The organism is Pseudomonas sp. SB113 (genome assembly GCF_040754745.1).
In the GTDB taxonomy this organism is placed as follows: domain Bacteria; phylum Pseudomonadota; class Gammaproteobacteria; order Pseudomonadales; family Pseudomonadaceae; genus Aquipseudomonas; species Aquipseudomonas grimontii.
Genome location: NZ_JBFMHW010000034.1, coordinates 1 through 12,889, shown reverse-complemented (window position 1 = coordinate 12,889; position 12,889 = coordinate 1). Strand labels below are relative to the sequence as shown.

General features: G+C 59.7%; 12 protein-coding genes and 1 tRNA gene. 8 read left to right on the top strand and 5 right to left on the bottom strand.

The annotated features are described in order from the left end of the window. The first annotated feature begins 235 nt into the window (after positions 1-235). The 3 genes from AB1462_RS28515 to AB1462_RS28505 are packed head-to-tail and all read left to right on the top strand — an operon-like array spanning position 236 to position 3,052. On the top strand, positions 236-1,294 hold the full coding sequence (locus AB1462_RS28515) for an ABC transporter substrate-binding protein (protein ID WP_315338372.1): 1,059 nt from the start codon (positions 236-238) through the stop codon (positions 1,292-1,294). Beyond that, positions 1,281-2,270, top strand: coding sequence for an ABC transporter permease (locus tag AB1462_RS28510; RefSeq protein ID WP_090402982.1), 990 nt, complete (start codon positions 1,281-1,283; stop codon positions 2,268-2,270). Before AB1462_RS28515 ends, AB1462_RS28510 begins: the two co-directional genes overlap by 14 nt. Next, positions 2,264-3,052: an ABC transporter ATP-binding protein gene (locus tag AB1462_RS28505; RefSeq protein WP_090402984.1), complete on the top strand. Its 789-nt coding sequence runs from the start codon at positions 2,264-2,266 to the stop codon at positions 3,050-3,052. The genes AB1462_RS28510 and AB1462_RS28505 overlap by 7 nt, the downstream gene beginning before the upstream one ends. Here AB1462_RS28505 and AB1462_RS28500 read toward each other — a convergent pair whose 3' ends face one another. Continuing rightward, a complete protein-coding gene (locus AB1462_RS28500; protein WP_259194746.1) occupies positions 3,053-3,901 on the bottom strand; it encodes a helix-turn-helix domain-containing protein in 849 nt (282 codons plus the stop codon). It lies immediately after the preceding gene. 110 nt (positions 3,902-4,011) lie between these two features. Between AB1462_RS28500 and AB1462_RS28495 the strand changes: the two genes are divergently transcribed. The 3 genes from AB1462_RS28495 (at position 4,012) to glsB (ending at position 5,847) form a co-directional block, all read left to right on the top strand. Then, positions 4,012-4,422 (top strand): hypothetical protein, encoded by a 411-nt coding sequence (locus tag AB1462_RS28495; protein ID WP_315338370.1) that lies wholly within the window; start codon positions 4,012-4,014, stop codon positions 4,420-4,422. Positions 4,423-4,538: 116 nt separating this feature from the next. Next, on the top strand, positions 4,539-4,883 hold the full coding sequence (locus AB1462_RS28490; RefSeq protein WP_315338369.1) for a hypothetical protein: 345 nt from the start codon (positions 4,539-4,541) through the stop codon (positions 4,881-4,883). Positions 4,884-4,938: 55 nt separating this feature from the next. Further along, positions 4,939-5,847, top strand: a complete 909-nt coding sequence (glsB, locus tag AB1462_RS28485) for a glutaminase B (protein WP_090402994.1) — start codon at positions 4,939-4,941, stop codon at positions 5,845-5,847. Between the two features lie 37 nt (positions 5,848-5,884). Here glsB and AB1462_RS28480 read toward each other — a convergent pair whose 3' ends face one another. Further along, positions 5,885-6,124 (bottom strand): DUF6124 family protein, encoded by a 240-nt coding sequence (locus tag AB1462_RS28480; protein ID WP_367248607.1) that lies wholly within the window; start codon positions 6,122-6,124, stop codon positions 5,885-5,887. Positions 6,125-6,670: 546 nt separating this feature from the next. After that, positions 6,671-7,438, bottom strand: a complete 768-nt coding sequence (mddA, locus tag AB1462_RS28475) for a methanethiol S-methyltransferase (RefSeq protein WP_259194731.1) — start codon at positions 7,436-7,438, stop codon at positions 6,671-6,673. Between the two features lie 273 nt (positions 7,439-7,711). On the opposite strand from mddA, the gene AB1462_RS28470 reads away from it, so the two are divergent. Both AB1462_RS28470 and AB1462_RS28465 read left to right on the top strand, forming a co-directional pair. Beyond that, a tRNA-Lys gene (locus tag AB1462_RS28470) sits at positions 7,712-7,786 on the top strand. 52 nt (positions 7,787-7,838) lie between these two features. Beyond that, positions 7,839-10,112: a hypothetical protein gene (locus AB1462_RS28465; RefSeq protein ID WP_367248606.1), complete on the top strand. Its 2,274-nt coding sequence runs from the start codon at positions 7,839-7,841 to the stop codon at positions 10,110-10,112. 185 nt (positions 10,113-10,297) lie between these two features. Here AB1462_RS28465 and AB1462_RS28460 read toward each other — a convergent pair whose 3' ends face one another. Next, entirely contained in the window at positions 10,298-11,542 is a 1,245-nt protein-coding gene (locus AB1462_RS28460) for a saccharopine dehydrogenase family protein (protein ID WP_090402998.1), read from the bottom strand. A 28-nt stretch (positions 11,543-11,570) separates the two neighbouring features. Then, complete coding sequence (locus AB1462_RS28455; RefSeq protein ID WP_048729495.1) at positions 11,571-12,668, bottom strand: carboxynorspermidine decarboxylase; 1,098 nt, start codon at positions 12,666-12,668, stop codon at positions 11,571-11,573. Positions 12,669-12,889: the final 221 nt, after the last annotated feature.

Genomic DNA, 12,889 nt, shown 5'->3' with positions numbered 1-12,889 from the left:
GGTGGGCTCGATCTTCAACGAAATAGACCCAAGCTTAATGATCTAAAAATCATTCGATAAATACTCTTTCGATCTGAGCTTAGGACGCTTTTATCCGGTCCCTGCCCATCGGGCATAACCATAGAATTATACGGTTCTTTCATAAAAGTCAGTCGTTAATATAATCAAAATGGCATTTTTGACGCTTTCGGCCTTTCTCTGGAGCGAGCTGATCAATTAAATAGGGATACTTCGCATGGCTACTTTTGATCACCTGACCCGTCGTCGCCTCCTGGGCCTGGCCGGCCTTACCCTGGCCAGCCTGTCGCTGCCGCGCCTGGGTTTTTCCGCCGACGCCCACGCCGGCCATAACACCGCCCAGGAGCCTGCTGGCACCGGTGAGTTCATCCGCCTCGACGCGCCGCGCAAACTCAAGCTGGCGGTCAACCTCAACGCCGTGTGCCTGGCGCCGGTGGTGATCGCCCATGGGCAGGGCTTTTTCACCAAGCACAACCTGGACGTGGAGTTGGTCAACTTCGGCAACTCCACCGAGGTCCTGCTGGAAGCCATCGCCACCGGCAAGGCCGACGCGGGCGTGGGCATGGCCTTGCGCTGGCTCAAGGCTCTGGAGCAGGGCTTTGACGTGAAGCTCACCGCCGGCACCCATGGCGGTTGCCTGCGTTTGCTCAGTGCTGCAAACGGCGGCGTGAGCAAGCTGGAGGATCTCAAGGGCAAGGCCATCGGCGTCACCGACATGGCCAGCCCGGACCGCAATTTCTTCTCGATCCTGCTGAAAAAACACGGCGTCGACCCGGTGCGCGATGTGGAGTGGCGCCTGTACCCGGCCGACCTGCTCGGCACGGCGCTGGAGCGTGGTGAAGTGCAGGCGGTGAGCGGCAGTGACCCGTTCATGTACCGCCTGATCAAGTCCGGCGTGGCGCGGGAATTGTCCACCAACCTGGTGGAGGAATACGCCAATCTCAGTTGCTGCGTGGTCGGCGTCACCGGCAAATTGGTACGTGAAGACAAGCGCGTGGTCGCGGCGCTGACCCAGGCGATCCTCGAAGCCCATGACTATTGCGTGCAGCACCCGGAGGAAGTCGCCAAAGGCTTCCAAGCCTACGCACTGAACACCTCCACCGAAGAAGTCCAGGCGATCCTCCACGACCACACCCACGGCCACCACGCGGTAGGCGCGGCGCTGACCCAGGAGATCACCACCTACGTCACCGACCTGAAAACCGTGGAAGTGATCAGCAAAGGCACCGACCCGATAGCGTTTGCCAAGGAGATCACCGCCGATGTCTTCAGCTGACGCAACCACCCTCAACCCGCCCGTGGCGCTCAAGGTCGGATGGCAGGGCGCCGCGGTGGTGGCGGCCTGGGTGGCCGTCGCGCTGCTGATCAGTTATTGGCCCAACGCGGTGCGCAACTGGCCGATGACCCAAGGCTTGGCCAATCTCTGTGTGGGCGTGGCGGCGTTGTTCATCGTGCTGAGCCTGCTGGGCCGCAGGCTGTCGAAACTCGGGCTGCGCTTGCGTACGGCCGCACCCTGGCTGATCGCCTTGCCGGTATTGCTGGGCATCTGGGAATTGCTCACCGCCAAGCTTGCGCTGTTGCCGGTGCCGTTCTTCGCACCACCCCAAGCCTTGCTCGCGGTGTATATCGAAGACTACGCACGCCTGGCCGACAGCCTGCTGCATTCGGCGCTGCTGCTGGGCTCGGGGGTGGCGCTGGGCGCGGCCACCGGGTTTGTCGCCGGCGTCGCCATTGGCTGGTCCACGCGTATCGGCTACTGGCTGCACCCGGTGCTGCGCATCCTCGGCCCGGTGCCGTCGACGGCGTTGTTGCCGCTGTGCTTTTTCCTGTTTCCCAGCAGTTGGAGTGCGAGTGTATTTTTGATCGCCCTGGCCACCTGGTTTCCGGTCACGGTGCTCACCTGGTCCGGCGTGGCCAGCGTCGATAAAGCCTATTACGACGTGGCGCGCACCCTCGGCGCCCGGCAAGGTTTTCTGATTTTCAAAGTGGCGATTCCCGCCGCGTTGCCCCACGTATTCGTCGGCCTGTTCATGGGCCTGGGCGCGTCGTTTTCCACTTTGGTGGTGGCGGAAATGATGGGGGTCAAATCCGGCATCGGCTGGTACCTGCAATGGGCCCAGGGCTGGGCCGCCTACGCGAACATGTACGCCGCACTGCTGATCATGGCGCTGGCCTGTTCGGGGTTGATCACCGGGCTATTCCTGGTGCGTGATCGGCTGCTGGCCTGGCAGAAAGGAGCGATGAAATGGTAGCCCTGGCACACGCGGTATCAGCTTCGGAAGGATTGGCGCTGCGCATAGAAAACCTCAGCCATGGTTTTGCTCTGGACGGCCAGCATTTGCCGGTGTTGGAGCGGGTGTCCCTGGACGTGGCGCCGGGAGAGTTTGTTGCTTTGCTCGGGCCTTCGGGTTGCGGCAAGTCCACCTTGCTGCGCCTGGTGGCGGGGCTGGAACCGGCGGACGCCGGCCGACTGCTGGCCGATGGCGTGCCCATCACCGGGCCGGACCCGAGCCGCGTGGTGGTGTTCCAGGACCCGACCCTGTACCCATGGCGCCGCGTGTGGGACAACGTTGCCCTCGGCCTCGAAGCCCAGGGCCTGCTCAAGCGCCATTCGGCGAAGGTCGATGAGGCCCTGGACAAGGTCGGCCTCGGTCAGTTCGCCCGCGCCTATCCCCGGCAGTTGTCCGGCGGCATGGCCCAGCGTGTGGCGTTGGCCCGTGCACTGGTCAATCAGCCGCGATTGCTGATCCTCGACGAACCCTTGGGCAAACTCGACTCCCTGACCCGCATCACCATGCAAAAGGAACTGATCGACCTGTGGCAGCGCCAGGGCTACACGGCGCTGCTGGTGACCCACGATGTGGAAGAAGCCTTGCTGCTGGCCAACCGGGTGATTGTGTTCAGCGACCGCCCGGCGAAGATCCAGGCGCAGTTGAGCATCGACAGGCCCTATCCACGGCACCGGGATGATCCTTACTTGGTGGACCTGCGACGGCAGATACTGGGGCTGCTGGGGTTGGGCGAAAACTGGTAGTCAGTGGGCGTCTTTCAGCGCGATGGTTTGGGTGGTCGCGCTGAGCACCCCCGCACGGTCCGCCAGGTAACGCGCCGGCGGCTGGCCCACCGCCTTGCGGAACATGGTGATGAAGCCGCTGGCGTTTTCATAACCCAGGTCCAGCGCCACCCGCTGCACACTTTCCCCCTTGGCCAGTCGTTGCAGGGACAGGATCACATGCAACTGCCGGCGCCAGCGGCCGAAACTCAGGCCCAGTTCCTCCAGTAGCAGGCGGGTCATGCTGCGTTCGCTCATGCCGATGCGCACTGCCCATTGGCCGAGGGTGGCTTTGTCGGTCGGGTCGGCCAGCAGGCTATTGGCCAGGCGTCGTAAGCGTGCGTCCTGGGGCATGGGCAGGTGCAGGGCTTCGACCGGCGCGGCGGCCAGTTCATCCAGCAACGTGTTGATCAAGCGGCCTTGGGCGCCGGCCTCGTCATAGAGTTGCGGGAAGCTTACTGCCTTGCTGATCAGCTCATGCAGCAACCCGGACACGGCCAGGGTGCAGCATTTTGGGGGCAGGGCGTGGGCGGCGTCGGGCTCGATCAACAGGCAATACACCTCCGCTTCGCCTGACCCGCGTGCCGAATGTGGCGTGCCGCCAGGAATCCACAGTGCACACTGGGGCGGCACGATCCAGATCCCCGCTTCGATTTCACAGTGGATGACCCCGCGCAGGGTGTACATCAACTGGCCCTTGCGGTGGGCGTGCTGGGCATGTTCCCAGGTGTCCGACGTACTGGTGGCGCCCACGGCCACCACGGCGCGGGGGAACAGATCGGCGTCCTTGGCCATCAGCGGGTCGAGCAGGTCAAGACGGTGGCGCTTCATGGTGGGGATCGCAGGTTGGCCGGATTGCGAAACAGTCTGGCTATTCTGTGCAATGCCGTCCAGTGGATCGAGCTTTATATTGAGATCCACTCTCATTAAGGAGCTTTGCCATGCGACTCGACAGTACAACGTTCCCTGTGGTGAAAATCGTCTTCGATGCGCCGAACCAAGACGGGCCGGAGGATGCCTTCCGGGTCTTTGAAGACCTGTTGGCACGGCAGCAATCCTTCCTGCTGCTGCACGAAAAAGCCGCGGACGAGAACAACCACGAACATTCCCATGAACAGCGCAAGCAAGCCTCGATCTGGATGAAGAAGCACCGACAGGCGTTGCACACGTTCGTCAAAGGCATGATCCAGGTCGAGCCCAGCGCGGCCAAACGCCTGGCACTCAAACCGTTTGCGCTGATGTTTAGCAAGGCCTGGGGCTACCCGTTGCTGGTGGTGGAATCCAAGGAGCAGGCATGGGCGCTGGCGCGGGATGTGCTGGATGAGCGGGTGTCGGATGTGGCGCATTTTTGAAGGGGGACAACGTCGACCTGTGGTGAGGGGGGCAGGCTTTTCTCGCCGGTTGGGGAGCGGTGCAGGGGCAATTGAACTACTTTGATTGACGAGCGATCCCTACCCGGTACTGACCTATGCGCACGTTATGGACGCGATATTTAGCCCTGCTGGAAAACGACCTGAGCACGCAGATCTTCGACAACGTCAAAAACCTGCTGGTGTGCGCGCTGCTGTTTGCGGCGGGCACCAATACCCTCGTGGGGCAGCAGGACCTGTTTATTGGGGTGTTTGCCTCCAGCGTGGCAGGGTGGGGGCTGATCATTCTCTCGACGGTGCTGATGCTGTTGAACGTCAGCGATGGCATTCGCCGGCTGGCCAAGCTGCGTTATCACCTGGCATTGCAACTGTTGCTGATCCTGGTTTATCTGGTGGTGGCCGAGCGGGTGGTGGAGATTGTGTGGGGCTTCCGCGCCCATTGAAGTATCCTCCGCCCCCCGCTTTCCACTGATTCAAACACAGATGACAGGACAAGATATGCAGGCGCTGCTGGAGTCGATCCTCGACGAAGTACGCCCCCTGATCGGCCTCGGCAAAGTCGCCGACTACATTCCCGCGCTGGCCGATGTGCCGGCCAACCAACTGGGCATCGCGGTATACGGCAATGACGGCTCGGCCTACCGCGCCGGTGACGCCGATACGCTGTTCTCGGTGCAAAGTATTTCCAAGGTGTTCAGCCTGGTGCAGGCCATCGACCACGGTGGTGAAACCATCTGGGAACGCCTGGGGCACGAGCCTTCGGGGCAGCCGTTCAACTCGTTGGTGCAACTGGAATTCGAACGCGGCCGCCCGCGTAACCCCTTCATCAATGCCGGCGCGCTGGTGATCTGCGACATCAACCAGTCACGCTTTGCCGTGCCGATCCTGTCGATGCGCGACTTCGTGCGGCGCCTGTCGGGCAACCCGCAGATCCTGGTCAACAGCGTCGTCGCCGACTCCGAAGCCCAGCACGGCGCGCGCAATGCGGCCATGGCCTACCTGATGAAATCCTTCGGTAACTTCCACAACGACGTGGATGCGGTGCTGCACAGCTACTTCAACTACTGCGCCTTGCAGATGAGCTGCCTGGACTTGGCCAAGGCGTTCAGCTTCCTCGCCAACGAGGGCACCAGCGCCCACAGCGGCGAGCAGATCCTGAGCGCGCGGCAGACCAAGCAAGTCAACTCGATCATGGCCACCAGTGGGCTGTATGACGAGGCGGGCAATTTTGCCTATCGGGTGGGCTTGCCGGGCAAGAGCGGTGTGGGCGGCGGCATTGTCGCGGTGGTGCCGGGGCAGTTTACGGTGTGCGTGTGGTCGCCGGAGTTGAACGCGGCGGGCAACTCGCTGGCGGGGATCAAGGCGTTGGAGTTGTTGAGTGAGCGGATTGGGTGGTCGGTGTTTTGAGCTCGTTCCCACGCGCGTGGGAACGATGATCTGGGTGTCATGCCGCTGGATGGGCGTCATCCAATGCTTTGTCCACCAACAGTTGCACACCTTCAAGCATTCGGCAGATGCCCAACGCCACATTGCGTTGCGCACCGTCGATTTCAAAGGCCAGGTGAGTGGCGATGTCGGTGATGGAGGATAGATCCTGGGATGCGTTGACCAGCAGGGTTTCGGTGCCCAGGTTGGGGCGTACGGTGAAGAGTTTATCTGGGGGATTGGGGCTGTCTTTAATCATGGTGAAGCTCCGTCGACAAGTGGAGCCGTCAGCGTTCGCGGTCAAACGAAGAGGGTGGCAGCTGTACGCGGGTTGACCGACCGGTTGTCAACGAACCCGGCATACCCGAAGGTATCCCGCGCACAACTGCCGCGACACGATACCTCAGGCACAAAAAAAACGCCTGGGATAGGTGCAGGGCGTAGCAGTTCGTTAACAAGGCCGGACGGTCAAATCCGGTCGCTGAATTGGCAGCGACGGCGGAGAGATTAGTCAGCCGCGTTCCGAGCGACTACCTGAAACAGTCGTGGGAAAACTCCTAGGGATCTCATGGCCAGACGCTACATCCTGTGGCGAGGGAGGTCCCACTACTTCTTCGACGTAGCGCTGTCGTGCAGCAAACTAGGATCTCTGTGGCGAGCGGGCTTGCCCCGCGTTGGGGGGCGAAGCGCCCCTGATGAAGACGAATGCGGTGTATCAGGCACTCCTCTGCGCCTGATTTTGGGGCTGCTGCGCACCCCAACGCAGGCGGTGCGACGATTCGACAAGCCCGCTCGCCACAAAGGCCTATTCAGCGTCTTTTTTGCGTGACTTCGACCACGGCAAAATCATGCCCACCTCCTGCTGGTATCGCCGATACCGTTCACCAAACAACGCCACCAGGTCCTTTTCTTCAAAGCTGGCGCCAATGAAGAGGTAAACCGTCATCCCTGTCGCAAACAACAGGTGCCCAGCAGTCATGGACGGCGTTGCCCAAAAGGCGATCAGGAAGCCCAGGTACAGCGGGTGGCGCACGATCCTGTAAAACAGCGGTGTTGTGAAGACGGGTGCTTGTTGTGCAGTGTCGCGCCAACGGTCAAGGGCTTGCTTGAGTCCGAACAGCTCGAAGTGATTGATCAGAAAGGTCGACAGCAGCGCAATGCCCCAGCCCATCCAGAACAAGCCGATCAACAGGGTCTTGGCCCAGGTCCCTTCGACCTCCCACACCGTGAGCGTGATGGGTTGCCATAGCCAGAAGATCAACCCAAGCACCAGGCTGCTGAGCACTACATACGTGGAGCGTTCAACCGGCGCAGGCATGAATGCCGCCAGCCACTGCTTAAAGCCTCTACGTGCCATGACCGTGTGCTGGACGCCGAACAGCAGGATCAGCGCGCAGTTGATCAGCACGGCGATTGGCCACGCGACGAGGGGGCCATCGTTGATGTTCTTGGGCACCGCCACGCTGCCGACGAAGCCGATCAAATATAAGCACGTGATGAGGAACACCACGTAGCAGCAGGCGCTGTACACCAGCCCGATGGCACGGGCGGTGCGGTTATTGTCGAGGAGCATGAGCGTGCCTTTCCCACAGGGTGACTGGGCCATGGCTAAGCCTAGCGCGTTTTGCGTGCGCGGTAAGCTGGGAGAATGGACAGCTCTCAGCGTTGCGGGCAGTAGGATTCAGCTGATAGTGGGCCGATTGGCAAGTCATACGGCATTCCCCGAATAGCGCGCAGAGATCGCCGATGGTTCTACAAAAATGAAGTACGTTGGCGTAAGCCATTACTTAATGATGACCTCGCACCTTCACATCCTTCAGCATTTGCCAGACAATGTGCGCCCTGTTCCGGAGTAGTTCAGCGGTAGAACACTCGGCTCTTAACCGGGTGGGCGCTGGTTCGAATCCAGCCTCCGGACCCATCACATCACAAGGCAATCTGGACACATCCCCAGAACACACGGAGTGACCGGTATGGGCGAGGGTTATGCGGTTTTCCACCTGTCCAAAGCGCTGATAGCGCACGATAAAAATTGCGCTCACCTCGCTCGCTTTAAAGCCAGCAGACGTATTTCACAGTGGCAGCAGGTAATTGCTCACATGCTGCAAGGCACCGCTGAGTACGGCTCGCGCGCTCCGATTACCGGGCTTCCCGCCTGGGTTACGCTGGAAGTCGTTACGGGGGGCTTTGCTACCGGCAACCTTTTGGCCGGTGGCGAACTGACCGACTATGAGCGTGAATTGGCCGTCTCTATTCCGGGTGTCCGCCCGGGGTTCGAGCGGTTGGACATCAATGCCTGGCACCTGACGGATGATGGCCTTGACGCGTTGCACCAGCGTCTGACCGCTTGTGACTATAGCGTTGAGGTACCGGAAGAGGCCGCGTTACTGACAGTGGCCTGGCTGTCAGGCCAGCAGCGCAACGATGAAGCCAGGGCACTGATAGACCTGATTGTTCCGTTCTTCGATCGATTGCGTTTCTTTCCGTCAATCTCCGCGCAGCTCCCGATTTCAGCCACACAGGTTCATATAGTTGATGCCGGTGAGGTCAAGGAATTGCTTTCAACCTTGCCGCCTCAGGCTCAGATCGTTGCTCAAAAACAGAGTATTGAAGCTCGTCTGCCCCTATATGATTCAGCCGTTGCGCATTTCCTCCTGACTTATCAGGCTGGATGGCCGTGCCGCAGTTACCCGGTTCAGTGGCACGAGCAGGCAGCCGAATTAGATGCACGTTATAAAAGCCTTGGACTCAACAAACGCACCCCCGATCGTGTGGAGGAATTGTTTCTTCTGCTCGAGCAATGCGCCCGCGATGCGGAATCGCTCACAGGGCGTCAGGTAGGTCGCATCAGGCGAATTGTCGGTGACTTCGTGCGCAAGTATGGCGTGCCGGATTCGGTCTCTCACCTTGCGTTCCGTGCGAATCAGCTTCGCCAGGTTGCGGGGCCAGAGCATCACCTGATTGCGCATGCCGTGGCAAAGCGCTTCTCCAAGTATCCGGCGCAAAGTGGTATTTCGGATTTTGTCGATTTGGTTGTTCCGCTCACTGCTGAGGAGGCCTTGGAGTGCGCGCAAGGCAAATGTGTCGCGATACCCGCGGCAATCCTGCGGCGAGTTCAACGCTGTCGCAGTGGGACAATCAGCGAATTGATCGAGCATGGGCTCATCACTTCGGGTGACACAGTCGCACGGCTGCTGCCCGCGATGACAGCTCAGCTCAGTAGCTCGGGGTTACGCGACGAAGCACTGAGGATGGTCTACGCCTCGACCTACCAGGCTTTCCGTCGACGGCGTTCGTTATTGCTATTGAACCTTCAGCGTCAGGTCGGCTTCAGTGAGTTGCCATGGGTTAGTGCAATTGAAGGTGACCGGCAGTCAGGCGTTGGTGCAGCGAGTGCCGCCAGGCAATCTCTTGTTGAATCATCGGCATTGACGATTCATGCCTTTCCTTATGCCATCCTTCCTAACAAGCTTCTCCAGGAGTTTGGAGCGCTGGCGGACACTGCGGGGCTAGATCTTCCCTTCGTGGAGGAGGTCGCTGCAGATATCTTCATGGGGCAGTTTTCACGTAAGTTCGCTGACAATGCCCGGCGAGCGGGAGGGGTGATCGCAGGCACCCTATACGCACGTTACTACGCGATTGATACTGATGAACTGGCCCGTCTGGCCACCACAGGGCGACGACATGCGCGAGTTTCAAGCGATGCCTTCGCCGCCTTATGCGCGAAGCGCGCGGAGGCTAGGTTGGGCGCGTGGCACCCTGCAATCAATGGCACCATCCTTGAGCAGCAGCAGATTTTAACCACTCAAAACCTTGCACTTCTTTTCGATGAGCTTGGATTGAACGTTTTACTGAAGCCTCGACTAGGGAGCATGGTCCAGGCGTGTTTTGAGTGGATCTGCAAACGGCACCAGATGCAGACTGAGCACTATCATGCTCGGTTGATAATGCTGAAGAACACGGCCTATGCCTGGCGTCAGATGGTGTTTTACCTTGCGATGCTTGACGAATATGAATGCCAAGATACGTTGAGGTCTGTCGAGGCTTATTTCGCCACGCAGCCTGTGGCTTTCCGAGAAAAATTTCTACCGTTGATGAGTGGCTTGCGCAAGGCCGTTGCAGGCGAAGTATTGCCTCAGCAGGGTCCAACAGCCGATGGTGCGAGGGTATTTCTGGGATGGACCACTACACGTCACTGGCTACTACCTCCGCAGCACGTTGAATCAAGCCGGGCCGTTGAGCCGTAGGTAATCCGTTGTTTGATGCTGACGGGTTTGAACTGCTCGCAGGCTTAGACTCATTTGGCCCGGAACCTGGAGTAACGAACACTGCCCCACCTACATTGGATTTTGAGTGTCTTGGAGATACGTATCCGCCCAAACAAAAAATGCGCCCCTGAGGGCGCATTTTTTGTTCGGTCGGCTATCGCCTATCAGGCCATTGCATCCCAGGCTCGATCACCGTGCTCGTCCTTGATCCGAGTCGGCAAGCCCATTACGTCCAGCGCCTTGAGGAACGGTTCAGCCGGCAGTTCCTCGACGTTGGCCATGTGTTTCACATCCCACTCGCCACGGGCTACCAGCAGCGCTGCGGCTACCGGTGGAACGCCTGCGGTGTAGGAGATGCCCTGGCTGTCCGTCTCGGCAAAGGCTTCTTCGTGGCACGCCACGTTGTAGATGAACATCTCGCGTGGCTGGCCATCCTTGGTGCCTTTGACCAGGTCGCCGATGCAGGTCTTGCCGGTGTAGCCCGGGGCGAGCGAAGACGGGTCGGGCAGCACGGCCTTGACCACTTTCAACGGCACCACTTCCAGGCCTTCGGCGGTGGTGACCGGCTTCTCGGAGAGCAGGCCGAGGTTTTTCAGCACGGTGAACACGTTGATGTAGTGTTCGCCGAAGCTCATCCAGAACCGCACGTTGGGCACGTCGAGGTTTTTCGACAGCGAGTGCACTTCATCGTGGCCGGTGAGGTAGAGGTTCTGCGAACCCACGACCGGCAGGTCGTCGGTGCGTTTGACTTCGAACATGGTGTTGCTGGTCCACTGGCTGTTCTGCCAGCTCCACACCTGCCCGGTGAATTCGCGGAAGTTGATTTCCGGATCGAAATTGGTGGCGAAGTATTTGCCATGGGAGCCGGCATTGACGTCGAGGATGTCGATCGAATCAATGCGGTCGAAATGCTGTTGCTGCGCCAGCGCGGCATACGCGTTGACGACACCCGGGTCGAAGCCCACGCCAAGGATGGCGGTGATGTTCTTCTGTTTGCACTCTTCCAGGTGGTTCCATTCGTAGTTGCCGTACCACGGCGGGGTCTCGCAGACCTTGCCCGGCTCTTCGTGGATGGCGGTATCGAGGTACGCAACGCCCGTGTCGATGCAGGCACGCAGTACCGACATGTTGAGGAACGCGGAACCCACGTTGATGACGATCTGCGATTCGGTCTCGCGGATCAGGGCCTTGGTCGCTTCCACGTCCAGGGCGTTCAGCGCGAAGGCCTGGATGTCGGCGGGAACCTTGAGGCTACCCTTGGCCTTGACGCTGTCGATGATGGCCTGGCATTTGGAGATGTTGCGCGACGCGATAGCAATACGACCGAGTTCGTCGTTGTGCTGCGCGCACTTGTGGGCCACCACCTTGGCGACACCTCCTGCACCAATGATAAGAACGTTCTTTTTCAATTGCTTTATTTCTCCTATATCCGCCAGCTTACGAAAGGCTGGACAGGTAGTCGTCGTAACCAAATTCACGAACCACTTCGACTGTACCGTCGAGTTGTTTCACTACGATGGACGGCATTTTCAGGCCGTTGAACCAATTTTTCTTGACCATGGTGTAGCCCGCGGTGTCGATGAACGACAGCCGATCGCCGATGGCCAGCGGACGATCAAATTGATACTCGCCGAAGATGTCCCCGGCCAGGCAGGATTTGCCGCACACCATGTAGGTGTGTTCACCCTCGCTCGGCGCCAGCTTGGCATTGAGGCGGTAGATCAGCAGGTCCAGCAGGTGGGCTTCGATGGAGCTGTCCACGACGGCGAGGTTTTTGCCGTTGTAGAGGGTGTCGAGCACGGTGACTTCCAGGGAGGCGCTGTTGGTGATCGCCGCTTCGCCGGGTTCCAGGTAGACCTGCACGTCGTACTTCTGCGAGAACGCCTTGAGGCGCTGGCAGAAGGCGTCGATGGCATAGCCTTCACCGGTGAAGTGGATGCCGCCGCCGAGGCTGACCCAGTTGACCTTGTGCAGCAGCGCGCCGAAGCGTTCTTCGATGGTGTTGAGCATCTGGTCGAACAGGTTGAAATCGCCGTTCTCGCAGTTGTTGTGGAACATGAAGCCGGAGATCTGTTCGATCACGCCTTCGATCTTCACCGGGTCCCATTCGCCGAGGCGGCTGAACGGGCGCGCCGGGTCGGCCAGCAGGTAGTCGGAGCTGCTCACCTGCGGGTTGACGCGCAGGCCGCGGGTCTTGCCTTCGCTGCGTTCGGCAAAACGCTGCAGCTGGCTGATGGAGTTGAAGATGATCTTGTCGCAGTTAGCGAGCATCTCTTCGATTTCATCGTCGGCCCAGGCCACGCTGTAGGCGTGCGCCTCGCCTTCGAACTTCTGGCGACCGAGCTTCAACTCATACAGCGACGACGAGGTGGTGCCGTCCATGTATTCCTGCATCAGGTCGAACACCGACCAGGTGGCAAAGCACTTGAGCGCCAGCAGGGCCTTGGCGCCGGACTGCTCGCGCACGTAAGCAATCTTCTGCATGTTGACCAGAAGCTTCTGTTTATCGATGAGGTAGTACGGCGTTTTGATCATTTTTGAGAGCCTGCGGCGGTGCCTGCCAAAAAAGGACACGCATTGTGCCCGCACTTGGATCGAATCGAAAGGTTAGCCGGCGGATTTTGCTGCGCCGGTTTTTCAAGCATAGCCCCGGAGTATGACTATCTAAGGATATGCACTGTCCCGGTGTGGGAGGGGGCTTGCTCCCGATAGCGGTGTGTCAGGCACCCTATTGGCGGGCTGATCCACCGCTATCG